Origin of the sequence: Flaviflexus huanghaiensis (assembly GCF_014118685.1) — a bacterium.
GTDB classification, from domain to species: domain Bacteria; phylum Actinomycetota; class Actinomycetes; order Actinomycetales; family Actinomycetaceae; genus Flaviflexus; species Flaviflexus huanghaiensis.
Window position 1 is genome coordinate 55,522 of sequence record NZ_JACFAK010000001.1, and the last position, 23,358, is coordinate 78,879.

18 protein-coding genes are annotated in these 23,358 nt (G+C 62.1%); 6 read left to right on the forward strand and 12 right to left on the reverse strand.

Annotation, left to right across the window (positions count from 1 at the left end; translation table 11 throughout):
- Window positions 1-5 precede the first annotated feature (5 nt).
- Window positions 6-3,797 (reverse strand): ATP-dependent RNA helicase HrpA, encoded by a 3,792-nt coding sequence (gene hrpA / locus H7E91_RS00270; protein WP_182353070.1) that lies wholly within the window; start codon window positions 3,795-3,797, stop codon window positions 6-8.
- Window positions 3,798-3,837: 40 nt separating this feature from the next.
- On the opposite strand from hrpA, the gene H7E91_RS00275 reads away from it, so the two are divergent.
- Window positions 3,838-4,845 (forward strand): endonuclease/exonuclease/phosphatase family protein, encoded by a 1,008-nt coding sequence (locus H7E91_RS00275; protein WP_182353071.1) that lies wholly within the window; start codon window positions 3,838-3,840, stop codon window positions 4,843-4,845.
- Between the two features lie 70 nt (window positions 4,846-4,915).
- On the opposite strand, the gene H7E91_RS00280 is transcribed toward H7E91_RS00275, so the two are convergent.
- Window positions 4,916-5,506 carry a hypothetical protein gene (locus tag H7E91_RS00280; RefSeq protein WP_182353072.1) on the reverse strand — a complete coding sequence of 197 codons (591 nt, stop codon included), beginning with the start codon at window positions 5,504-5,506 and terminating at the stop codon, window positions 4,916-4,918.
- Window positions 5,507-5,673: 167 nt separating this feature from the next.
- Between H7E91_RS00280 and H7E91_RS00285 the strand changes: the two genes are divergently transcribed.
- Both H7E91_RS00285 and H7E91_RS00290 read left to right on the forward strand, forming a co-directional pair.
- On the forward strand, window positions 5,674-6,750 hold the full coding sequence (locus H7E91_RS00285) for a VIT1/CCC1 transporter family protein (RefSeq protein ID WP_182353319.1): 1,077 nt from the start codon (window positions 5,674-5,676) through the stop codon (window positions 6,748-6,750).
- 31 nt (window positions 6,751-6,781) lie between these two features.
- The gene (locus tag H7E91_RS00290; RefSeq protein ID WP_182353073.1) at window positions 6,782-7,744 is read left to right on the forward strand and encodes an ADP-ribosylglycohydrolase family protein; all 963 of its coding nucleotides are present in this window, start codon (window positions 6,782-6,784) and stop codon (window positions 7,742-7,744) included.
- A 26-nt stretch (window positions 7,745-7,770) separates the two neighbouring features.
- Here H7E91_RS00290 and H7E91_RS00295 read toward each other — a convergent pair whose 3' ends face one another.
- Entirely contained in the window at window positions 7,771-8,883 is a 1,113-nt protein-coding gene (locus H7E91_RS00295) for an App1 family protein (RefSeq protein WP_182353074.1), read from the reverse strand.
- A gap of 269 nt (window positions 8,884-9,152) precedes the next feature.
- On the opposite strand from H7E91_RS00295, the gene H7E91_RS00300 reads away from it, so the two are divergent.
- Window positions 9,153-9,890 carry a CPBP family intramembrane glutamic endopeptidase gene (locus H7E91_RS00300; protein WP_182353075.1) on the forward strand — a complete coding sequence of 246 codons (738 nt, stop codon included), beginning with the start codon at window positions 9,153-9,155 and terminating at the stop codon, window positions 9,888-9,890.
- 139 nt (window positions 9,891-10,029) lie between these two features.
- On the opposite strand, the gene pgm is transcribed toward H7E91_RS00300, so the two are convergent.
- From pgm to H7E91_RS00325, 5 genes are read right to left on the reverse strand one after another with little or no spacing between them, the layout of a single operon-like run.
- Complete coding sequence (gene pgm / locus H7E91_RS00305; RefSeq protein ID WP_182353076.1) at window positions 10,030-11,682, reverse strand: phosphoglucomutase (alpha-D-glucose-1,6-bisphosphate-dependent); 1,653 nt, start codon at window positions 11,680-11,682, stop codon at window positions 10,030-10,032.
- 45 nt (window positions 11,683-11,727) lie between these two features.
- Window positions 11,728-13,011 carry a DUF2079 domain-containing protein gene (locus tag H7E91_RS00310; RefSeq protein ID WP_206680302.1) on the reverse strand — a complete coding sequence of 428 codons (1,284 nt, stop codon included), beginning with the start codon at window positions 13,009-13,011 and terminating at the stop codon, window positions 11,728-11,730.
- Window positions 13,008-15,593, reverse strand: coding sequence for a lysylphosphatidylglycerol synthase transmembrane domain-containing protein (locus tag H7E91_RS00315; RefSeq protein ID WP_182353077.1), 2,586 nt, complete (start codon window positions 15,591-15,593; stop codon window positions 13,008-13,010). The genes H7E91_RS00310 and H7E91_RS00315 overlap by 4 nt, the downstream gene beginning before the upstream one ends.
- Window positions 15,594-15,603: 10 nt before the next feature.
- Window positions 15,604-15,849: a hypothetical protein gene (locus H7E91_RS00320; RefSeq protein WP_182353078.1), complete on the reverse strand. Its 246-nt coding sequence runs from the start codon at window positions 15,847-15,849 to the stop codon at window positions 15,604-15,606.
- Window positions 15,846-17,234: a hypothetical protein gene (locus H7E91_RS00325; protein ID WP_182353079.1), complete on the reverse strand. Its 1,389-nt coding sequence runs from the start codon at window positions 17,232-17,234 to the stop codon at window positions 15,846-15,848. Before H7E91_RS00325 ends, H7E91_RS00320 begins: the two co-directional genes overlap by 4 nt.
- Window positions 17,235-17,288: 54 nt before the next feature.
- Between H7E91_RS00325 and H7E91_RS00330 the strand changes: the two genes are divergently transcribed.
- Window positions 17,289-18,233, forward strand: a complete 945-nt coding sequence (locus H7E91_RS00330) for a Ppx/GppA phosphatase family protein (RefSeq protein ID WP_182353080.1) — start codon at window positions 17,289-17,291, stop codon at window positions 18,231-18,233.
- A 101-nt stretch (window positions 18,234-18,334) separates the two neighbouring features.
- Here the strand turns inward: H7E91_RS00330 and H7E91_RS00335 are convergent, their stop codons facing one another.
- A complete protein-coding gene (locus H7E91_RS00335) occupies window positions 18,335-19,039 on the reverse strand; it encodes a DedA family protein (RefSeq protein WP_206680303.1) in 705 nt (234 codons plus the stop codon).
- Window positions 19,036-20,373, reverse strand: a complete 1,338-nt coding sequence (gene purB, locus H7E91_RS00340; RefSeq protein ID WP_182353081.1) for an adenylosuccinate lyase — start codon at window positions 20,371-20,373, stop codon at window positions 19,036-19,038. Before purB ends, H7E91_RS00335 begins: the two co-directional genes overlap by 4 nt.
- Window positions 20,374-20,502: 129 nt before the next feature.
- On the opposite strand from purB, the gene H7E91_RS00345 reads away from it, so the two are divergent.
- Window positions 20,503-22,179: a long-chain-fatty-acid--CoA ligase gene (locus tag H7E91_RS00345; protein ID WP_182353082.1), complete on the forward strand. Its 1,677-nt coding sequence runs from the start codon at window positions 20,503-20,505 to the stop codon at window positions 22,177-22,179.
- 17 nt (window positions 22,180-22,196) lie between these two features.
- Here H7E91_RS00345 and H7E91_RS00350 read toward each other — a convergent pair whose 3' ends face one another.
- Window positions 22,197-22,955, reverse strand: coding sequence for a fructosamine kinase family protein (locus H7E91_RS00350; RefSeq protein ID WP_182353083.1), 759 nt, complete (start codon window positions 22,953-22,955; stop codon window positions 22,197-22,199).
- Complete coding sequence (locus H7E91_RS00355) at window positions 22,952-23,335, reverse strand: phage holin family protein (protein ID WP_182353084.1); 384 nt, start codon at window positions 23,333-23,335, stop codon at window positions 22,952-22,954. The genes H7E91_RS00350 and H7E91_RS00355 overlap by 4 nt, the downstream gene beginning before the upstream one ends.
- Between the last annotated feature and the right edge of the window lie 23 nt (window positions 23,336-23,358).

The window sequence follows — 23,358 nt, forward strand, 5'->3', positions numbered from 1 at the left end:
CGATGTCAGCTGAGGAGTTTGCGGATGCGGGGGAGCGAAACTTTGACAGACGTGCCGAGCTTTTGCGCGAAGAGGGACACGCGTAGCTCTTCGATGAGCCACCGCGCACGCTCAGCCGCAGCCTCATCATCAGCGCTCGCGGGCTTATAGCGTGCTAGAACATCCTCGGCCTCAGCCACCTGAGTTGCCTTCTCGTCATCCGACCCCAGGTCCGCTGTCTCGATGCGGAGCCTCGCCGCGCTGAGGTAGCGGGGCAGGTGAGGTAACCACTCAGCGGGCGTCTTTTTGAGGAACCCGTTGTAGACAAGTCCGTCGACCTGGTCCTTCACCTCGGCGACAACGCCCGCCATAGACGAGGGAGCCCGCTCCATGCTGGCGAGAACTTCCCTCCAAGAACCGAGAACCCGGCCGGTGATGTCGGCAAGACGGTAGATCTCATCCTCGACGGAGTTCCTCAGCCTCTCGACGAGCGCATCGAAGTCCGCCTGCGTCCGGATGTTGCCGACCGGGCCAGCGAGGCTACGCACAGCAGCCCACTGAAGATCCGCGACCAGCGCCTCTGTTGTCGGGTACGGCGATCCCGCCATCGTCAGGGCGAGAGCGGGGGACCATCGTGAGGTCACTCGGCTGACAGGTAGAGAGAGCTTCTGCGTCGCGAGGGAGAGGACGCCGAGACGATGTTCGCGGGCCTGAGCGCGGGTAGTGTCGAGCACCTCAACCTTGACCGCGCCACCTCGTTCGACGAGAGCCGGGTAGCCCTTCGCGGTACCAGCCTCTACTGTCAAAGGCAGACCGCTACCAAAACCGGTCGTCGGCAGGGACGGCTGGATCGCCGTAGCCACCGCCTTCTTCACGGCACGTGCGACAGCCTGGCGAGTGTCGGGAGCAAGCTTCTTCTGCAGGTAGGTAATCGACGGCCCTTCGGCGAGCACCTTGCCACGGCCGGAGACAACCCGGAAGTTGGCTGATAGGTGTTCAGGCAGGTCACCCCACTCGTCGATTGTCACGCCGCGCACGTGTTGGACCGCGGCAGAGAATGCCTCCCGGAACGTGGGCGCGTCCGGCTCACCGGTGGCGACCTCGTCCCAGGCGGGTAGCAAGGCAAGGACGGCGCGGGCGACATCGGGTGCCGGCACGAGCTCGCGGCGGATTCTCTTCGGCAGGGAACGGATCGTCGACTCCGCAAGGTCGGAAAGCATGCCGGGGACGAGCCAGTCGAACCCGTCATCTGTCAGCTGCGGCAGGACCGTGACAGGAACGGTGATCGTGATCCCGTCATGGCGGGAACCCGGATTGAAATCGTACGAGATGGGGAGGCGATGACCGCGCTGGACCCACGTGTCCGGATAGTCGTCGGTGCTCGCCTCTGTCTCGCCGAGCAAGAGGGAACGCGGGTACCTCAGGTCAACCCGCCTGCTGTTCTTCTTGTACCAGGAGTTGAAATGGGCGGCCGAGACGATATTGTCCGGCAACCTCTCATCGAAGAACTCCTCGAGCTGCCGAGAATCGGCCAGCAATCCATGGACCCTCCGGCGTTGCTCAACCTCGCGAGCCTCTTCTATCGCCTTCCTGTTTGCTTTGATAAACGGATGCCACGTATCACGCCACTGGTTCTCTACAAGAGCGTGTCGGATGAACATCTCCCGCGCCAGCTCATGAGCTTCGATGGTGCCGACTTTCGACAGCAAGACCTGCCGGTCGGCAATGAGGGTGAGCCCGTAGAGCATGACTTTTTCGTGAACCATGGCCGCGCCGTGCTTCGTTGACCAGAATGGTTCTGAATGGACCTTCGACATGACGTGAGAGGCGAGCGGCTCAACCCATTCGGGCTCAATCTGAGCGACAGTGCGCGCAAACAGTCTCGACGTCTCAACAAGCTCAGCCGCCATGACCCACGAAGGATGCCGTTTCGCAAGGCCGGAGCCCGGCCAGATAATGAAGCGCGATCCGCGTGATCCCTCGTAGTCCCGCCGCCTCTCGTCCCACGAGCCGAGCGAGGACAGGAGTCCGACAAGCAGGGCCTTGTGGATTTCCTCCGACTTTGACCGATCGAAAGCTCGGACGGCCGACACGACATCTCCTGCCTGGTCGATGAGCTTCGGGCTGGGAATGCCGATCCTGCGGGCGCCGAGCGAACGTCCGACCTGGCGGAGCTGAAGGACAACGTCCCGCCACTCCCGGAAGCGCAGATAGTTGAGATACTCGGCGCGGCATAGCCTCCTGAACGCGGAGCCAGAAAGGTCGCGCTCCATAACGTTGAGATACCGCCAGACGTTGAGGTAGGCGATAAAGTCCGAGCGGGGGTCCGTGAACCGCTCGTGATAGGCATCGGCTTCGACTCGCTTCTCGCTCGGTCGTTCTCGGACATCTTGGACCGAGAGGGCGGCGACGATGACGAGGACCTCGGAAATGACGCCATTGGTTTGGGCTTCGAGCAACATGCGACCGAGCCGCGGATCGATAGGAAGCTGCGCGAGCTTGCGGCCGACCTGGGTGAGCCGTCCACTCTTGATCGCACCGATCTCATCGAGCAACTGGAGCCCGGCCCGGACGGCCGTGACCTGGGGCGGGTCGACAAACGGGAAATCCGCCACTTCTCCAAGGCCCAAAGCCGCCATCTGCAAAATGACGGATGCGAGCGAGGTCCGCTGGATCTCCGGCTCCGTGAACTCCGGCCGGGACTCGTAGTCATCCTCGGAGTAGAGGCGGATCGCGATACCGTCAGCGACGCGACCGCATCGTCCCGACCGCTGGTTGGCGCTCGCCTGAGAAATGTCCTCAATGGGAAGACGCTGGACCTTCGTCTTGTTCGAGTAGCGGGAGATGCGGGCGGTGCCGGGGTCGATGACGTACCGAATGCCGGGCACGGTCAGCGATGTCTCGGCGATATTGGTCGACAGGATGATCCGCCGCCACTCGTGATGAGCGAAGATTCTGTGCTGCTCGGCGGAGCTCAGCCTCGCGTACAGGGGTAGGACCTCGATCATCCCGGGACGGCCGTGCCCGGGAGCGGCGTAGTGCCGCAGGGATTCCTGTAGAGCCTTGTCAGCATCACGGATCTCGCCCTCCCCGGAGAGGAACACGAGAATGTCTCCGGGACCTTCAGCCGTGAGCTCGTCGACTCCGTCGACGATGCCGGAAATGAGGTCGCCGTCATCCGGCTCCCGGTAGCGGATCTCGACTGGGTACGTCCGTCCGGAGACGCTAATGATCGGTGCGACCTCCTCCGGTACGGCCTGTTTCGGACCGAAGTGCTCCGCGAACCGTTCGGAGTCGATCGTGGCAGAGGTGATGATGAGTTTCAGGTCCGGGCGCTGGGGCAGGAGCTGTGCGAGATAGCCGAGGAGGAAGTCGATGTTGAGGGACCGCTCATGCGCCTCATCGATGATGATCGTGTCGTATCGCGTGAGCAACGGGTCGCCCTGGATCTCGGCCAAGAGAATGCCGTCGGTCATGAGCTTAACGAGCGTGCGGTCTGATACCTGGTCAGTAAAGCGAACCTGGTAGCCGACTTGCTCGCCGAGCTCGACACCGAGCTCGAAGCTGATCCGCTCCGCAACGGAGCGCGCCGCGATCCTGCGTGGCTGTGTATGGCCGATCATCCCGTCGATTCCACGGCCGAGTTCGAGGCAAATCTTCGGTAGCTGGGTTGTCTTCCCCGAACCGGTCTCGCCCGCCACAATGACAACCTGATGATCGGCAATTGCGCGCGCGATCTCATCCCGCCGCGCTGAAACTGGCAGGTCGGGGTAGATGATTGTCGGAAGAGCGGCTCGCCGGGTCTCGCGGTCTGTCATATCTGCATCGTCACCTATTATCGGCCCTGAAGGAGAATGGATGAAATACCTGTACGCGATGCTCGTGATCATCGGGCTCGCGATCGTTGCCGTCACCCTGGATCCGTCGCTCGTGCCGTACGACGGTTCCAACCTGGCACTCACCTACCCGATCAGCCAAATGATCGCTATGAGGGGGATCGTTGCCGCCGTTCTTGCCACGCTCGGCTTCATCTTCGCACTCATCGCTATCGTCCGCGCGCTCATGCTCCGCAAGGGTTTCTTCCTCGCCGTTTTCGGGTTGGGTCTCATCGCCGTCGCAGCGGGACATGTCGCCATCCTTGCGGACAGGGGACTTGATGCGGGACGTATGCCTCCGGATCGCGGCCTCACCCACGTGTCGCAGGGCACCGGCGAGCTGACCGTCATGTCCTACAACACGCTCGGTGGGGAGACGACGATGGACGATCTCCTGCCCATCGTCCTCGACACCGGTGTTGACGTCATTGTCCTCACCGAGACATCCACACAGAATGGGGAGCGACTGGCGAACCTCCTCGGGAACGAAGGCAGGCCGTTCACGATCTTCCATTCGGATGCCGACCCGTATGATTCTCAGATCAAGTCGACCGTCGTTCTTGTGTCGGGAGCGCTTGGTGAATATCGGCAGGGCCCCAACCTTGGGCTGACGTGGGGTTCGGTCCACATCCGCTCCGTCGCTGGCGGCCCCGACATCATCGCTGTCCACCCGGTCGCGCCCGTCGGCGGCCTCGCGGATACGTGGCTCGAAGAGATTACAGCGGTCTACGAGCAGTGCGACACGATGACGAACACAATCATGGCTGGCGACTTCAACTCGACAATTGACCACATGCACGCAACCGGCGCCTCATGCACATCCGCACTCGACGGGACAGTTGGCGGTTACGGTACGTGGCCCGCATCTGTCCCCGGGATTCTCGGCTCGCCGATCGACAACGTCTACACCGACTGGGAGACACGAGCCGCCGCCATCATTGACGTCGGCGGATCTGACCACCGAGGAGTGCTCGTCAGGCTGGCCCAATAGCGGGAACCCTCCCGAGTCGAAACCAAACGCTCATGAAGAGGCTCTGCGGGCAACGGTGGCCGAGGGTCTGTCAGTCCCGGAACAAAGCCGCCAGACGTTCGAGCGCATCCTGCCAGAACTGTTTTGTCTCGGGCACGGCTTCGCGGCCGAGGCGCATGTGATTGATCGAGATTTTGCAGCGGGGCCGTCCCGACTTTGTCGGTGGCGTTGCATCGAGATTGAGAGCGACTCGGGTCCTCTCCCCGCCGTCGAAGCGAATCGACTTCTCGGACTGGGCGACTTCCTGAAGCTCGAGATCAAGCCAATCGCGACGTAGTTGATCATCGGCGAGGTACGGCCACACGTCTGAGACCTTCGCAGAAAGCGTCTTCGAACTGTTGACGGTAAAGCTACCGTCCTTCGCCTGGCCGGGGGCTCGGAGCCCGCGTGACTGCTCGTAGCTCACCGTCACACCCTGCGCCCACCACGCATCGACTTCGTGCTTGCCGCCCATCCAGCGGGCGATCGTCGCATGGTCCCAATGCCGCGCGCCCGCCTCGTCGAGCAGCTCAAACCACTCTTCGCGGGTCCGGCCCGTCGCTTTCATCACCGCATCATCGGACACCATGGATTCCTGTGCCCGCACGGCGGAAGGCACGTTCTCATCATTGTGATCGGCCATACATCGACCTTACCCCGCTCGCTTGACAAGGTCACGAAAAGTCTGACGGTGACGCGAGAAACAACGTTTAAGTGCATCACCCGCACCGTCGCGAGTCTCGTGATGTGATGACGTCGGCCAAACTCCGATCGTGCGCATCGGCAGCGATGGGGGAGAATGGTCCGGTGATGGGCGAGAAGCGTAAGAGCGAGCGACAGATTCGCGAATGGCGGCGCAACCTTGCCGAAGAGCGGGCCGAATACTGGGTCTACCGGCGCCTGGCCGACACCCGGACCGGTGAGGAGCGCGAGATTCTGCTCGATCTGGCCGAGGCTGAGAAGCGGCACGCAGATCATTGGTGCAACCTGCTTGGCCCTGATGTCGGCATGCCGCTACGGCCGTCCTTTCGCACGCTCCTGCTCGGCTTCCTCGCCCGTTGGTTCGGGTTCGTGTTCGCACTCGCTCTCATGCAGGTCTCGGAAGAACGTGCCACCCGCCGACGATCTGACGACGACTGGGGCACTCCGACGATGGCGGCTGATGAAGCCGTCCACGCCGAAGTCATCCGCTCCCTTGCCACCCGAGGCCGCAACTCGATGTCCGGCACGTTCCGTGCCGCGGTGTTCGGAGCTAACGACGGGTTGGTCTCCAACCTTGCCCTCGTCATCGGCGTCGCAGCGGCCGGGGTGCCAAACTCAACCGTCCTCCTCACCGGCCTGTCAGGCCTGCTCGCTGGCGCGCTATCGATGGCGGCAGGAGAGTGGGTGTCGGTCCGTTCCCAGCGGGAGCTCCTCGACGCCTCAACTCCCGATGAGACATCGAACAGACTCCTTCCCGCGCTCGACTACGAGGCGAATGAGCTCTCGCTCGTCTACCGAGCGAGAGGCATGTCGTCCGAGGAGGCAGACCTCATGGCGACGAGGGCGCTCGATAAGATCCGCGCCCGCGAGCACGTCAACGCGCTCGGCACCCAGCGTATGGATTTCGAGGAGATTGGGTCCCCCTGGCGGGCAGCGACGTCGTCTTTCCTCTTCTTCGCGACCGGCGCGATCATGCCCGTTCTCCCCTTCTTCTTCCTGTCGGGCACGCCAGCCATCCTCGCCGCGAGTGCCGTTGTGGGCATGGCCCTCCTCATCACCGGCGGGATCGTCGGCATCCTGTCCGGGAAGCCGCCGGTACCGCGTGCACTCAGACAGTTGCTCATCGGCGCCGGGGCCGGACTCGTGACGTTTGTCTTGGGTCTGATTTTCGGCACGGCTGCTTAACAAGTGCGCCAAAGAACATTAAACTCAGGTCATGGAGACGTTCGAATTGACCGATGCCGTGAGGAGCCGCGCGCGGGGGACTCTCCTCGCTTCCGCAGTCGGTGACGCCCTCGGTGTGCCCTACGAATTTGACACGATCACGTTGGAGGGCGACCCGCAAATGCTGGGTGGCGGCCTCGGCGATTACGAGCCCGGTGAATGGTCCGACGATACGCAGATGTCCATCTGCATTGCGCAGGTTGCTGCGACCGGTGTCCGCCTCACCTCCCAAGCCGCCCAGGATGATATTGCGGCGAAGTTCCTCGCCTGGGCGAAGGACGGGGCAACGGATATTGGCATACAGACGTCTCGTGTGCTCGCTGACGCTCAGCGCCGGGAAGGAACGCCGTCGCAGACGCTTCGCGCCGCAGCCGCGTACTTCGCAGCGACTTCTGACCGTGCGGCAGGCAACGGCGCCCTCATGCGCACAGCACCAGTCGGCCTCGCCTTCCTCCACGATCGTGAGCTCACAGCCCAGGCCGCCAGAGAGATCGCGGGGCTCACGCACACTGATCCGATGGTGGGTGACACGTGCGTTCTTTGGTCGGAGGCCATCCGACATGCTGTGACCTCGGGTCGCATCGACGTCTACGCTGGCCTTGACCTGCTACATCCCGATGTTCATCCCTCTCTCATTGCCACGCTGAAGGAAGCCGAGGATCCTGATTTCCGCCCGGAAGCGAACTCCTTCACGATCACCGCCATGCAATCCGCCTGGCATGCGGTCGTCATGGCAAAAGACACCGACGATCCGATCCGGAATGGTCTGTTCGAGGCGATCAGGCAGGGTTCAGACACTGATACGACGGCGGCCGTCGCCGGCGCTTTGCTCGGGGCGGCGTTCGGTGAAGAGATGGTACCGGACTACGAAGTCCACGGATGGCCGGGGATGACGGGATCGGACCTTGCTGACCTGGCCGAAACGATCGTCGAGAAGTGCCGTCCGCGCTACTGATTCTCGGTTACACAGGGGAGAGCCCCCTAGCGGCGCTCCTTCCTGCGAGCGTTGAGCTCGTGCAGTTTGATGAGTAGCTCATATCCGTCTTCGCCTCTGATTGTTGGCACTCCATGGCGGGCCTCGTCATGCCCGTCGAGACGCGGATCGTCAATCGCCTCGGTCATGCCGTGGGACAGGACCTGCTCGACTGGGTTGAGCTCCCGGATCGCGATGCCGGCAACGTGGCGAGGATGCTCACGGGCCAGCTCATCAAGGATGAGCGGGTCGTGCTGCCCATCATCGCCGACAAGAATCCATCTGATATCCGGGAACGTGATGATGAGATTGCGTAGCTGGGTCTTCTTATGCTCCTGGCCGGACCTGAACAGCCCCGTCGGGGTCGGCCCCCAGTCGGTGAGCAGGAGAGGCCCCGTTGGGAAACCGTTGAGGGTAAGGAAAATCTCCAGCGTCGGTAGGGTGTTCCAGGCTCCGGTCGACAGGTAGAACACCGGTGCGTCGGGGTACTCAGAGAGCACTTCCTGGTAGAACTCCGCCATGCCCGGCACGGGCTGACGAGTGTTCGTGTGCGCTACCCACGAGTTCCATGCGGCAAGCACCATTCGCGGGAGCCACGTGATCATGACCGTGTCATCGATATCTGAGATAAGTCCCCGCCGGGCAGAGGGTGCGACGATGAGGACTTTCGCGGTAATTGGCTCCGACGCGGCCGCTTCGATTCGCACTTCGTGCCAGCCGGGCTCAAGCCCGTGATCTTCGACGAGAACGTCGAAGTAACCTGACCGATCCGTGCGCGTTGAGATCATCCGGTTGCCAGCCCACACCGTGACAGGAAGGAAGCCGACCTGGGTGGTGAAAAACTGCCTCCAGCCTCGCTGGGCGGTTTCGGACAGCTTCTCAGCGTGATCGAGCGCCTCCTTGACGACGGTGTGGGTGGAGGTCGGAAGTCGGGGTGGTTTGAATAGCGGCTTCGCATCGGGATCTGCCATGACTGCCCGGCCGAGCACATGAAGAGACTGGGTTGAGCCGTAACCCGTAAAGCCGATGATCGAAGGACGCCAGCCCTTCTCGACGCGTTTGACGGTTCCGCGTCGATTGAGGGAGTCTTCGAAGCGTCGTGCGAAGTCTGCGAGGGCCATGCCGCAAGTGTACGGACATTCGCTTGCGAGACAGGCTGATCTGGGAGAGCGTCAACGGTGGAGCATGCGCGTGCGACACGATCGCGAGTGCCGTTGAGCCCCGCCTTGCGCGCACGTACGCCACGGTTGAGCGAACCGTCAGATCACAGGCATGGAAGTGGACAATCGGGACATTCTGTGTCCACTCTGGGAAATGCCTGGCGAGTGTCCCCAGGAAGTACGTCACGTCACTGTTCGCGGTGGCGTCGGCCGGTTTAGACTTCGTAACGATGACCGCAATTGTCGCACCTCAGCTCACGCACTCCCGCCGTTTTCCGGTTCGGGAGATTCTTTCGGTCTTCGCTGTGGTTGCGCTACTCGTCGGACTTAACCTCGTCGCTCATTTCACGCCGCTGTCAATGTGGTTCTTCACCGTTCCGGTCGGCGCCATTATCGTCCTCGGAGTCGGTAAAGCGCTCGGGCACACCTGGGCTGACATCGGCCTGTCACGGCGTACGGTCAAGAAGGGAATGCTCTACGGCGGGATCGCTGCGGGTGCCGTTCTACTCGCCGTCATCATCGGCATGCTTCTGCCAATTACCCGCGACTTCTTCCTGAGCGACACCTATTCTTCTGCGCGCAAGGCTCTGCTGGCTGCGTTCATCTTCATCCCGATTCAGACAGTCCTGCCGGAGGAGCTGGCGTTCCGCGGCATCCTTCACAGCTCACTGCATAAGCTCGGTGGATTCAAGACTGTCCTCGTCGCTGGCTCCCTTCTTTTCGGCTTGTGGCACATCGGCTCATCTCTTCAACTGACGTCTGGCAACGCGGGACTCACTGAACTTTTCGGCTCAGGAACGGTCGCTCAGTGGGCTGGGATCGGTGTCGCAGTCCTCGCAACCTCTGTCGCGGGCGCCGCCTTCACGTGGCTACGCCACAGGTCCGACTCGATCCTCGCCCCCATCGGGCTCCACTGGGCGTTCAACGCGTTCGGCGCGCTAGCGGCCGCCGCTGCATTCAAGCTCTAAGGCTTCCGTCACTCCATCGGTAGCCTCGTTCGCACGGGCGGTTCGCACCGAGGGTTTGTGGGTGTCTCGACAATAGCGCAAAGCCGAGGGGAGGGACCCGCCGTCCGGCGAATCCCTCCCTGTGATCATTGGCTACGTGTCAGCAGTTGAGGGCGGCGTTGACGACGTCTCGCGCAGCTTCCTGGACCTCGGCCAGATGCTCCTCGCCCTTGAACGATTCGGCGTAGATCTTGTACACGTCCTCGGTGCCCGACGGTCGCGCCGCGAACCAGGCATTTTTCGTCGTTACTTTGAGTCCGCCGATCGGCTCGCCGTTGCCGGGAGCGTCGACGAGGCGGTCGGTGATCTCTTCACCGGCGAGCTCTGTCGCCGTGACATCGGATGGCGACAGGGCGCCGAGCTTTGCCTTCTCCTCCTTGGTCGCGGGAGCATCGATGCGAGCGTAGGCCGATGCGGAGTGCTTCTCGACGAGCTCGGCATGCAACTGAGACGGAGTCTTACCCGTGACGGCGATCATCTCGGCTGCGAGAAGGCAGAGGAGAATGCCATCCTTGTCGGTTGTCCACACCGTCCCGTCCTTGCGAAGGAACGATGCGCCAGCGGACTCTTCTCCACCGAAGCCCAGCGAACCATCGAGAAGTCCGGGCACAAAATACTTGAAGCCAACCGGGACCTCGACGAGCGTCCGACCGAGGTCGGCGGCGACGCGGTCGATGAGGGCTGATGAGACGAGTGTTTTTCCCACTCCCGCGTCCGACCGCCATCCGTCACGATGCGTGAACAGGTAGTCGATCGCGACGGCGAGGAAGTGGTTCGGGTTCATGAGCCCGCCATCCTTCGTGACGATCCCGTGCCGGTCAGCATCGGCATCGTTGCCAGTCGCGATATCGAACGGGGCATCCCCGCTCATCCTTTCGCGTAGCGCCGCCATCGCGTACGGGGAGGAGCAGTCCATGCGGATCTTCTCGTCCCAGTCGAGAGTCATGAATCGCCAGGTCGGGTCGACCTCGGGATTGACGACTGTCAGGTCAATTCCATAGCGCTCGGCGACCGCTCCCCAGTAGTCGACGGAAGCGCCACCCATCGGATCTGCCCCGATCCTGACACCGGCAGTGCGGATCGCCTCCATGTCGATCACGTTCTCAAGGTCGTCAACATAGGCGGAGAGGAAGTCGTGAGTTCCGCTCGTCGACGCGACACGGGCCTCCTCGTAGGGCAGGCGCGGGATCGAGCGCCAGTCCTTCATGAGCTCGTTCGCCCGATCTGCGATCCAGCTGGTCGCATCCGAATCAGCGGGGCCACCGGTTGGCGGGTTGTATTTAAACCCGCCATCGCGAGGCGGATTGTGAGAGGGGGTGATGACGACCCCATCAGCTAGGCCGGGTCCCTCGACACGCACCCCAGCATCCGTACCCGCGCCGTTGGCGCGCAGGATCGCGAGAGAGACGGCTGGTGTCGGAGTGAAACGATTGCGCGCATCAAGTCGGATCGTGACCTCGTGGGCGGCGAATACCTCGACTGCCGTGCGCTGGGCCGGCTCTGACAGGGCATGCGTATCGCGGCCGATATAGAGCTCGCCGTCATAGCCCTGCTGCTTGCGATATTCGACGATGGCGGCGGCGATGGAGACGATGTGGCCTTCATTGAATGCACCATCAAGGGATGAGCCGCGGTGACCCGAGGTGCCAAACACGACGGGCTCGACCGGCTCGCGGTCATAGTAGGCGGATATGACCTCGTCGACGTCGATGAGGTCTTCTGGGCGTGCTGGGGTACCTGCTCGATCACTCATATATCAATACTGCCACCCAAGTCGTGGAAAGGGGTGGGAGAACCGTTAATCCACAGGTTCTACGACCTGCCAGCGATCATCGACATAGACGGTACGCCAGTCGCCTCCGATGTTCTGTCGCCCCCATTCCGCCGCGTCGCCGAGTCGGCGCCAGTCGACCGCGACCGCGTCAGGCACGACATCTCCGAGTGTCCCCAGCCAGTACGTGTCAGTATGGGGAACGAGATATGCCAGCAGAGAAATGTCGCTTGCGACAGTGTCGTAGGACCGGGCGACCTCGAGAGCATTGGATGCGTCCCCCTCCCATCCGTCGCGATTCCACAGGACGTCGACATGCGTCTGGGTCAGCATTGCCGCCGAGGTGAGGAAGGCGATGAGTGGGGCGACTGTCCGCCACCTGCCGGTGGCGGCCTCGATGAGGGCGATAGCGGCGATAGGGATAAGGGGCGCGGAATAGTGGAACTCCCACCCCCAGTAGTAGCTGACGTTTCCAACGAAGCGCCACGCAAGAGTCGGCAACATGATGAGCATGAGCGGCGAACGAAGGCCGATGATACCGGCGGCGAGGATGAGGAGTGCGACGGTGGCAATCTTCTCCGGTAGCCCGGTGGTCAGCTGGTCGACAACCGACAGGTTGTCGGTATAGTCCCACTGCCCTTGCGGATTGAGGGCGGGGAGGATGATGATCGTCGACAGTGCAGTCCATCCGATTCCCCACACGGCGAAGAACACGCCGTATGTCAGGTTGTCGCGCGTGCGCTCACGCAACCAGATGGCAAGGCCGACGGCGGCCACGGTCAAACCGAGGTCTTCCTTGACGAAGACGAGGAGGGCAATCGCGAATGCGGCCTCGACCTTCCTGTCCCGAACCCACCACACGAGGCCGAACGACAGTAGCGGCACGGCGAACGCAATCTCGTGGAATTGCGCCCACACTGCGTTGATGAGTCCCCACGACAGGACGTAGGAACCGCCGAGGAGAATGGCGGGGATGCGGCCAAGACGCTCCTGGGCGAGGGAGACGAGTGGCCACGCCGAGATTGCGAACAGGGCCGATTGAATGACGAGAAGCGTGAAACCGGAAGGGAAGAGCCGGTAGAACGGAGCGAGGAGGACGAGGATCGGGTGGAAGTGATCCCCTAACAGGTTGTAGCCCTCTCCCTTAATGTCGACGATCGGCGCCCCAAGGTTCGAGTACGCCTTCGCCAGCTGGGTGAAGATGCCCAGATCCCAGGACGGGGAGATGTAGTTGGTCCACATGACCCACGACAGGGCCGTGTAGAGAATGAAGGCGGTGCCCGTGAAGCCTGCTGGGAGCAGGCGCTTCACGCGAGATCCTTGCGCTGGAGGTATCGCAGCGCGAACCACCCGAGCGGGACCCTTCCCCAGAACGTGAGGACGCGGTAGATGAGGGCGGTCGACAGCGCGATCGAGTACGGGATGCCAGCGACTGCGAGACCGCCCGTCAGGGCCGCTTCGACGGGGCCGATACCTCCGGGGGAGGGCACGACCGAGCCGAGCGTATTAGACACGAGGAACGTGATGGCGAGAGTCATGACCGGTAGCGTGTATCCGAAGGATGCGAGAGAAAAGCCGAAGGCGGCGACGTAGCCGACAGTCTGGAGAAGCGACCCGACGACGCCGAGAAGGATCCTGTTCGGATGCGAGGTCAGCCACACAACGCGTGGCCATACCTGATTGAAGGTCGGCTGGATCTTGGCCGAAAGCCAGTGCCGGAGAGGCTTGATGAGGAGCAGGGCACCGACGATGGCAATGATGGCAACGACCGTGAAGATAAGAGAACCGGACGGTAGCGACAGCGACCCCATTTCCCCCGTCAGCAACGCGATGAGGAGGAGCGTGATGATTGTCGTGAGGAGCTGGGCGATCTGGACAAGCGAGACCGTGGCAACCCCGAGGGTTGTTGGTATGCCCTTCTTGTTGAGGTAGCGCAGGTTGAGAGCGGCGGGCCCGATGCCAGCGGGCACGACGAGTGTGATGATGGAGGCCGCCACCTGCACAGTTGCAGCTTCGACTAGGTGAAGTTTCTCTGGGGTGTAGGCCTTGAGGTGGAGGGCCGCACCGAAATACGTGAGGATCGAGCCGGAGATGAAGGCGATGACAAGATAGATGGGATTCGCCTGGCGTAGCGCCGCCCACACCTCGGTGAAGTTGATGGAGCCGACGAGGATGTAGACCGCGAACACGCCGATCGTGACCGAGATGACGGTCTTCGGTGAGAAGCGCCGCACCTCGATCTGGGTCGGCGTCTCATTTGAGGGCACACGCGCTGAGATCGCCTCACGTAGGCTCGCCGAGACGTCCTTCCCGAGTCGTGCCACCGTCTGCCTGGGCATAATGCTTCGCTGCATGATCGGTGCGGTCGTCAGAAGTTGCTCACGGCTGTTGATCCGTTCGAACGAGGCGAGCGCACGTTCCGTTCCCACCAGCGCAGCCAGCATCGTGATGCCCTGGGCGAGGTCGATGCGGCGCGAGATCTCGGACGAGGCGATCGTCCCGTCGTGCCAGTTCGTGATGATGAGTTCGCCCTTATCGAGTAGCACAATTCCGGCGTGAATGTTGCGGTGGGCGAGACCTTTCCTGTGGGCGGTCGCGAGCACGGTCCACAATTGGTCGATGACGTCATCCGTGAGATCCTCCTCCGGCACCTTGGCGAGCGTTGGGGCGCGAAGCAGCTTCGTCACGATGATGACCGAATCATCTGAGGAGGACACGCCAACCAGGTCGGGGCCGACGACGCCGCTGTGCTGGGCTGCGAGCGTCATGAGGGTGACCTTGTCAGCCGTGCCGTGGATTGTTGCATCCGACTCACGGTATTGAATTCGTAGCCGAATTTTCGACCAGGTCGACGCCAGCCAGGACAGGAGGTGCCGGTCGCCGTCGAGCACCGCGGCGTGGTGGGCGGCCCCAGCCGCGTCGATGACGATGTAGTTGCGCGAGACAGTGTCGGATCGTGGCACCGAAAACTTCCGGTAATCCTCGAAGACGGCAACGGGATCGACAAGCGCTTCAGAGACGATCGCTTCCGATGTGGAATCGTCGTCGACGATGTCGACCGGATCGAAAGCCCGGTTGAGGAGCTCCTGCAACTGGGCGATCCCGAAGCGGTCGAGATAGCCGACGGGGGAGGACGTCGTCACCCGCCACGCGCAGAGATTGTCGATATCGATGCCGCCGACCCGAACGACTTCGGTCGCGTCGACGCCGGCTCGGCGGATAAGGCGGATGAGGTTGAGGCCGCTCGCCCGCTCCGGCACGGTTCCGATGAGGAAGACGACGAGCTGGCCAACGACGGAGCCGAGGAGGACGATCGACAGGGCACCGGGGAGGGTTTGATGACCCTGGAGGATCGAGAGAATGACGACGAGCCAAAGGAGCGGCCACGTCCATCGCACCGACACGAGGGAGCCGCGAGTGCCCGCCGCCGTGCAGAGTGCGGAGATGATCGCCATGTACGGCACGAGAAGGATGATGGCCTGGCCTTCGACCGCGACCGCGATTGTTGTCGTAATGGGTGAATCCGGCAGGTATTCCTTGAGGAGCCACACTGTCACGTTGGACAGGATGCCAGCCAGCACCATCGCCAAGACAGCGCTCACGAGCGCCCGCCATCGCCTCGTCCACATGAGTTCGATGAGAACCGCGAGCGGTGCGAAGAACGTGAGGAGACCCTCGAGCACGTTGACCGGCATGAGGAAGACAGCGGCGAGAAATTCGTTCGTTGCTTCTCGCACGTCGGTCGTCACCGCCACGGTCGTTGACGAGGCGTAGACCGAGAAGGCCAAGATGAAGACGATCCCCGCGAAGGAGAGAAGCGCACCGAAAAGGTCGCTCGGCCGGCGAATCCACCGGTCCTCGGCATCGACGAGGAGTGCGGCTCTTCGGTTCATGGCGGGAAGTTCAGCGGTCCTGGTTGTAGGGGTCGATCCCCTGGCGTTCGATGTTGACAAGCGAATAGCTACCAGCCTTCGAGATCGCGTCGCGTAGCTCGCTGTCATCCGCATCGCCAGTGACGATGATTGTCGCGCTCGAATCGGAGCCGAGGGTCACCATGATCTCGTTGAGGGAGCCGATGTTCTCGAGCCGCTCGACGATCTTCGCGACGTCGCCATCGCTGTTAATGCCCGTCATATTGAGCTGAATCATGAGGCTCCCTCCGCGGCTGATTTGAATAGTTTGCCGGTTGTGGCATCGATGAGCCAGTCGGGAGTGGCCGATCCGGGCCGCGGATATTCCTCGAGGTCGTTCTTCCATTCATGGACAGGGACTTGGGAGGCCCACATCGGTTGATCCTGCTTGTTGAAACCGAAGTTGCCTGTGCCGGTTGAGTCAAACTCGAACTTGGCGAGGAAGAACCCTCCGTCCTCGGGGGTGTACGTGTTCTTCTTCAGCTGGCGCGTGTAGTGGACGAGCGAGGTTGGGATCGAGCTGAGCCGCTGCGTCTCGCCGTCCTTCGCGTATTCGCCGAGGAAGACGAAATGGTTCCCGACAATCTGCATGAAAAGCGTGATGGACGAGAAGCCGTCCGGTACCGCGTTGACGATGAGCTTGAACATGTCAGGGATGAGGGCCTTCGTGTCCGTCAGGTCTTTCCCGACCATGTCGTTCGAGAGCGCTGGCTGGATATCGTCGATCACCCACGTTTTCGGGGTTGCGTTGCGAACCTGGGCCTTCGTACCTTCAAGCGGCACGGCCTTGACGAACACGGTCGGGGCGTAGCGGGAGTACCCGTTCGCCCGGGCGTACGGAGCATCCGGTAGTAGCGCCTGCACCTCAAGCATCGTCTCGTTGTCGCGCCTGATCGGCCGCAAGACACGGGCGGGCAGTCCGTCGATCTTCGCGATCTTCTGAGACTCGTAGATCTCCATGTCCTCGCTGTAGGCGATCCTCTTCGCCCACAGCCCCGACTCGATCTGCATGAACCCGTCCTCGTTGGGGGGATCAGCCGGGGACACAAGGGTGACAGCGATCGGCGTTCCGTCCTCCAGCTCAACGTCGCATGGGATCTCTCCCCACGAGCGCTTAATGACGGTGCCGATGAAGTTCGATGGGACGATGGCCTTGAACCCTGCTTCTGTCTCCCAGCCGTAGGCGATGCCGTGGTAGGCAGCCACCATCTCCGGTTCGTCGTCGCCGGGAGTGTACTTCCAGATAGTTGAACCGGTGGTCACCCGCGCGGGCTCAACCCACAGCAGGCTCGTCTCGATGCCCGCGGCCTTCGCGACGCCTGTTGCGTCGAAGGGGAGGACTTCAAAAATGCCGCCGAGGAACGCTTCGGGGTGGAGCGGGCCCACGGCCCTGCGGGACTGGACGAGGGGTCCAGCGATCAACTCCATAACGTAGAGCGGCTCATCAACCTTGAACGGGCTGCCCTCGAAGCCGAGCTGGAACAACTCGATGAGGTCAGCGACGTCGGCGATCTCATCAATGTCGTCGGCATCGACGGCGAGGCCCGAGATGTAGTCGAGACCGTTGTCCATATAGCCGCGAACTTGGCCTGGTGTCAGGGGCAGAGCGTAAGTATTCGACACTATTCCTCAATCTTTCTGGGTCCATTACCGAGGGTACTGCATTAGGCTGACTGCATGCGTCTCGGTGTTCTTGATATTGGCTCAAACACGGTCCACATGCTTGTGGTCGATGCCCACTATGGTGCACGGCCTACCCCGGCTGCAGACGACCGAACGGTCGTTCGGCTCATGAAGTACCTGGATGATGACAACCGTGTTGTCGATGACGGTATCGAGGCGTTGCGTGCGGCAGTTAGCCGCGCCATGCTTTTCGCGGAACGATTCGGTGCCCAACGAGTCATCGGGATGGCGACGTCGGCGCTACGCGAAGCCGCGAATGGCCCCGACGTTCTCGCTGGCCTTGAAGAGCTCGCCGGAATCAATCTGACAGTCCTGTCTGGCAAGCAGGAGGCGGACCTGACATTCCTCGCCGCCCGCCGCTGGCATGGCTGGGCCGCTGGTCGGCTCCTCGTCCTCGACATTGGCGGCGGTTCCTTCGAGGTCGCCTACGGAACAGATGAGAACCCCGAGTTCTCCGCGTCCGTGCCGCTTGGCGCTGGCCGGTTGACACGCCAGTTCCTCAAGGCCGACCCGCCGACGTCCGAGCAGGTGGGCGAGATGAGGAACTACATCAAGATGGAGATGAAGCCGCTGGCGGATTCTCTTAAGCAACTCCCCAAGCCCGACCATGTCGTCGGCACGTCGAAGACCTTCCGCTCCCTCGCTCGTCTAGGCGGGCAGCTCGTCGCCGTCGTCGGTCCGACAGAACGGCGCCGCATGTCCCGCTCGGACCTCGAGGACTGGGTCCCGCGGCTCGCCAAGATCCCGGCGAAGGCACGCACAGAACTCCCCGGGATCACGCCTGAGCGAACCTTCCAGATCGTGGCTGGCTCCGAGGTCGCGTGGCGGGCAATGAAGTCCCTTAAGCTCGACCGCATTGAGATCTGCCCGTGGGCGATGCGGGAAGGAGCAATCCTTCACTACCTCGAGAGCCAGATGCGCAATGGTGAGGCCACCTAACGGAGCGCCGCCAATGAGGTGAGCAGCTCGAGAAATGGAAGAAGCGGGAGCCGTCAGGCTCCCGCTACTTCGTCTCCCACGTGGCGGACCACTGCGGGGAGTCAGCGTTCGCGGGGCTCCTCGGGTGTGGCAGCGCTGGAGACATGAGTGCTGGAAGAGCCGGTTCCGGCATCGTCATTCGAGGTGTTCTTCTTGGAGTTGACGGCGCGGTGGATGATCCACCATGCGAGGAAGGCGAGGATGAGGATGAGGACGACGGTTGAGAACGTTCCTACCCAGTCCTCGACGAGGTGCCAGTTCTCACCGAGGACGTAGCCAGCCCCGATGAGGATCGAGTTCCAGATGAGGGAGCCAGCGAGCGTGAGGAGAGTGAAGCCCGCAAGCTTCATGCGCGTCACGCCAGCGGGGATGGAGATGAGGGACCGGAAGATCGGGAGCATGCGGCCGAGGAACACGGTCCACTTGCCATGCTTGTCGAACCAGTTCTCCGTCCGCACAATGTCATCGACGTTGACGAGCGGAAGGGCTCCCATGAGCCTGCGGGTGCGTTCACGGCCGAGGGCCGCACCGACCCCGTAGAGGGCCCACGCGCCGGCCACGGATCCAGCCGTGCACCACAAGATCATCTCGACAACGCTGAGGGTGCCGACAGATGCGGTGAATCCGGCCAGCGGCAGGATGATTTCGGACGGTAGCGGGGGAAAAAGGTTTTCCAGACCGATGAGGAGGAAGGCTCCAAAGCCTCCCAGTGTCTCCATGACATCAACGGCCCAACCGGCGATGCCGGTGAGATCTTCCTGCATCATTCTCCCAAGTAATCGACGAGCTTCGAGGCCAGCCCAGTGTAGGTCGCTGGCGTGAGCTCACGTAGTCGAGCTTCTATCTCGGCGGGAATTCCTAGAGATGCAATGAAGTCGCGCAGCATCCCTTCCGTCACCTTCTGACCGCGAGTGAGGTCCTTCAGCCGTTCATACGGGTTGTCCATGCCGGTCGCACCGTTGATCGACGCGGCCCTCATCGCCTGCTGGATTGGTTCGCCCAGCACTTCCCACGCGTTGTCGAGGTCGCGGGCGAGAGTCTCCGTGCCGACATCGAGGCCCGCGAGGCCGCGCGTGACGTTGTCGATGGCGAGGAGGGAGTGGCCGAAGGCGACGCCGATGTTTCGTTGCGTGCTCGAATCGGTGAGATCTCGCTGCATGCGGCTTGTCACGAGCGTCGCGGCGAGCACGTCGAATAGTGCGCACGAGATCTCGAGATTCGCTTCAGCGTTCTCGAAACGGATGGGGTTGACCTTGTGTGGCATCGTCGATGAGCCGGTTGAACCCTGTGCGGCGAGATTCTGATGGAAGTAGTCGAGCGAAATGTAGGTCCACATATCCGTTGCGAAGTTGTGGAGTATTCGATTGAAGCGCGCGATGTCGGAGTACAGCTCGGCCTGCCAGTCGTGGGATTCGATCTGGGTCGTTAGCGGATTCCACGTCAGCCCGAGCGATTCGACAAAGAGTCGAGAGTGGGTAATCCAATCGACGTCGGGCAGGGCTGCGACGTGGGCGCCGTACGTGCCGGTTGCACCATTGATTTTGCCGAGATATTGGGTGGTCGCGATGCGGTCGAGCTGCCGGCCGAGCCGCCACGCGAACACCGCCATTTCCTTACCAAGCGTTGTCGGTGTTGCGGTCTGGCCATGTGTGCGAGAGAGCATCGGCTGATCGCGTTGCTCGTAGGCGAGCTCGGTGATCTCGCCGACGAGATTCTTCGCGGCGGGGAGCCACACGCGGTGGACAGCATCCCTGATCGTCAGCGCATACGCGAGGTTGTTGATGTCCTCGGAGGTGCAGAAGATGTGGACGATGTCGGGATACGTGACGCGGCGGCGCAGGTAGTACTCGACCGCTTTGACGTCGTGCCGTGTTTCGGCCTCAATCTCGCTGAGCTCGGCCGTATCGACGACGATCCCCCGCATCTTCTCGCGCTCGTCCGGGCTGAACTCGCCCGGCAGGATTCCGGCGTCGACGAGGTAGATGTACCATTCGACCTCGACCGTCACTCGTGCCCGATTGAGGGCATCTTCGGAAAGGTAGTCGACCAGGGGGGACACTGCTGATGCGTACCTGCCATCTAGCGGGCTGAGAGTGCTCATGGGACCATGCTAGCCACAGCGGTATGGGCGATGCCCCTAGGGCCCCATAATGTGGCGCTTCTCGTTCGAACGGCGGCGGCATGTCCCGACATCCCACAATCTCTGCGATCGATGTCCGAAGATGGCTGTATGACCCACAACGCGAAACCATGGACGGTCCATTACCAGCCGGGGGTTCCCGTCGAGATCGAGATGCCATCAGATTCCCTCATTGAACTCGTCGAGACTGCTGTGACAGAGGGCCGCGACCGGCCCGCGATGACGTTCTTTGGCAGGGAAACGACCTACACGTCCCTCGGAGAGCAGATCGCTTCCGCGGCCGAGGGTCTGCGTCGGCTCGGTGTGAAGCCCGGTGACCGGGTCGCTCTCATCTTGCCCAACTGCCCCCAGCATGTCGTCGCCTTCTATGCGGTGCTACGACTCGGCGCCATTGTCGTTGAGCACAACCCGCTGTACACGAAGCGCGAACTCCGCGCCCAGTTCGAGGACCACGGTGCTCGCGTCGTCATTGCCTGGGATAAGACGGTCGAGAAGATCCAGTCGTTCGACCTCGACACGATCATCGCCGTCAACCTGCTCGACGAGTTTCCACCTCTGAAGCGCCTTGCCCTCAGCCTGCCGATAGGGTCGATCCGTGAAAAGCGGGACGCGCTGACAACGGCGACGACGGGGACCATGCCGTGGAAGGAGTTGCTCGCGAACTCACCCATCGCCCCAGACCATCCGCGGCCGACGGTCGATGATATCGCTGTCATCCAGTACACGTCGGGGACGACGGGTGATCCGAAGGGTGCGGTGCTCAGTCATCGCAACCTGTACGCGAACGCGCGGCAGGGCGAGGCATGGATGCTTGACGCTGAGAAGGGGAAAGAAATTTCCTATGCGCTACTGCCGATGTTCCATGCGTTCGGCATGACGCTCTACCTCACCTTCGGAATCCTCAAGCAGGCGAATCTCGTTCTCTTCCCGCGGTTTGATGCGGACATGGTTCTTGACGAGGTGAAGAAGTACCCACCAACGATCTACTGCGCGGTGCCGCCGATCTACCGCAGAACGGCGGAACGTGCGAGCGAGCGCGGGATTTCCCTCACGTCAGCTGTCTACTGCATCTCCGGCGCGATGAAGCTCACCGACGACATCGTCGAGCTATGGGAGTCGCAGTCCGGCGGCCTCCTCGTTGAGGGGTACGGCATGACAGAATCATCGCCGGTTGCCCTCGGCAATCCGTTCCACCCGAGCCGACGCACAGGAACAATCGGGATTCCCTTCCCTTCGACTGACATGAAAGTGGTCGACATCGAGGATCCGAGTCGGGAGGTTGCCCAGGGTGAGTCGGGAGAGCTTCTTCTGCACGGACCGCAGGTATTCCAGGGCTACTGGGAGAACGAGGAGGAGACGGCAAAAACCCTCCTTCCGGGCGGCTGGCTTCGCACCGGTGACATTGTCACGGTCGATGAGGCCGGGTTCGCCACAATCGTCGACCGGGTGCGCGAGCTCATCATTACCGGCGGATTCAATGTCGCTCCCTCGGAAGTTGAGCGGATCCTCGCGAAGCACCCGAGTATCGAGGAGGCCGCCGTTGTCGGTTACGACAGCGGATCCGGGGAAGAGGTTGTCGCCGCGGTCGTCATGACGAAAGGAGAGACCCTCGACACGGACGAGGTTCGTTCCTTCTGCCGCCAGTACCTCGCGCGCTACAAGGTGCCGCGACGGATTGTGCCCGTCGACGAGTTGCCAAAGTCGATGCTCGGCAAGGTTCTCCGCAAGGAGGCGAAAGCCAAGATCGAGCCCTATCTCAGCCGCTGATGTCGTTTGTCCGCAGCCTAGGTGTATCTCGCCGCAGTGCGGACGGTCTGGTTACCGTAGCTACCACCGAATAGTGATGCGTGGACAATAAGAATGTGGAGCTGGTGCAGGCCGACACGTTCCTGCCACGCCTCCGAGAGCGGAGACACCTCTTCATAGCCCGCCACGATGTGCTCGCCATGAGGAACACCGAACACGGTGAGTTGGGCAAGATCAGACTCCCGGTGCCCGGTGTGGGAGGCCGGGTCGATGAGGACGGCACCGGTTGGGGACCACATAACGTTCCCGGACCAGAGGTCTCCGTGAAGGATCGAGGGAGTGTCGTCCGTGTCGAAGACGCCATCCTTCAGCCGTTCAGCGAGCGCGGAAATCGTATCGGCACCCTTCGAGTCGATCGATCCGTTGGCCATGGCTGACGCGAGGTAGGGCAGGATCCGGTCCTCCGCATAGAACAGGCCCCACGGCCGCTCGCCGCCGCTCACCAGCGGCAGCATCTCATTGCCCATGGTTCCAGCACCGTGCTCGTCGAGGTCGAAGCCGGGCGGGGCCTGGCCGAAGACCCGATCCCCACCGTGGGAGTGAAGGCCCGCCAGCATTCTGCCGAACTCGCGAGCATGTTCGAAAGTTGCCTGCCCGGACTCGATCCGCACTGTCGCCAGCGACGTGTCCTTCACCCACTGGAGTTCAGCTACACGGGCACCGTTCTCCAGGAGATCTGTCAGTCCTGCCGCTTCAAAGGCAATTTGGCGGCGACTACCCCGCTTGACGAACGTCATCGGCGCAGGCTCTCAGGCAGGATGGCGTCGATGATCATGATGATGACGGCGATGACGAAGCCGCCAGCGACCGCCCACCAGAATCCATCGACCATCATGCCCCACCCGAACTGGTTCGCGATCCAGGATGAGAATAGGAGGATGATGGCGTTGACGACCAGTGCCCACAGCCCGAGCGTGAGAATGTATAACGGGATCGACAAAACGACAATGATCGGCCGGATGATCAACGAGACAAGGGTGAAGATCGCGCCTATGCCGATGAGGTAGAGGACGAACTGCGTATCAGACTGAGCCTGCGGAGCTTCGATTCCGGGGAGCAGGAGGCTCGTCAGCCACAGCGCCAAGGCGGCGACGAGGGTGCGAACGATGAACTTCATGCCCACCACCATACTGTTTGAGA

Coding starts and splice junctions, on each gene's coding strand:
- H7E91_RS00290 (WP_182353073.1), top strand. CDS start 6,782: ATGGAGACGTTCGAATTGACCGATGCCGTGAGGAGCCGCGCGCGGGGG.
- H7E91_RS00350 (WP_182353083.1), bottom strand. CDS start 22,955: ATGACGTTCGTCAAGCGGGGTAGTCGCCGCCAAATTGCCTTTGAAGCG.
- H7E91_RS00300 (WP_182353075.1), top strand. CDS start 9,153: ATGACCGCAATTGTCGCACCTCAGCTCACGCACTCCCGCCGTTTTCCG.
- H7E91_RS00330 (WP_182353080.1), top strand. CDS start 17,289: ATGCGTCTCGGTGTTCTTGATATTGGCTCAAACACGGTCCACATGCTT.
- H7E91_RS00295 (WP_182353074.1), bottom strand. CDS start 8,883: ATGGCCCTCGCAGACTTCGCACGACGCTTCGAAGACTCCCTCAATCGA.
- H7E91_RS00355 (WP_182353084.1), bottom strand. CDS start 23,335: ATGAAGTTCATCGTTCGCACCCTCGTCGCCGCCTTGGCGCTGTGGCTG.
- H7E91_RS00335 (WP_206680303.1), bottom strand. CDS start 19,039: ATGATGCAGGAAGATCTCACCGGCATCGCCGGTTGGGCCGTTGATGTC.
- H7E91_RS00285 (WP_182353319.1), top strand. CDS start 5,674: ATGGGCGAGAAGCGTAAGAGCGAGCGACAGATTCGCGAATGGCGGCGC.
- H7E91_RS00345 (WP_182353082.1), top strand. CDS start 20,503: ATGACCCACAACGCGAAACCATGGACGGTCCATTACCAGCCGGGGGTT.
- H7E91_RS00275 (WP_182353071.1), top strand. CDS start 3,838: ATGAAATACCTGTACGCGATGCTCGTGATCATCGGGCTCGCGATCGTT.
- pgm (WP_182353076.1), bottom strand. CDS start 11,682: ATGAGTGATCGAGCAGGTACCCCAGCACGCCCAGAAGACCTCATCGAC.
- purB (WP_182353081.1), bottom strand. CDS start 20,373: ATGAGCACTCTCAGCCCGCTAGATGGCAGGTACGCATCAGCAGTGTCC.
- hrpA (WP_182353070.1), bottom strand. CDS start 3,797: ATGACAGACCGCGAGACCCGGCGAGCCGCTCTTCCGACAATCATCTAC.
- H7E91_RS00320 (WP_182353078.1), bottom strand. CDS start 15,849: ATGATTCAGCTCAATATGACGGGCATTAACAGCGATGGCGACGTCGCG.
- H7E91_RS00315 (WP_182353077.1), bottom strand. CDS start 15,593: ATGAACCGAAGAGCCGCACTCCTCGTCGATGCCGAGGACCGGTGGATT.
- H7E91_RS00280 (WP_182353072.1), bottom strand. CDS start 5,506: ATGGCCGATCACAATGATGAGAACGTGCCTTCCGCCGTGCGGGCACAG.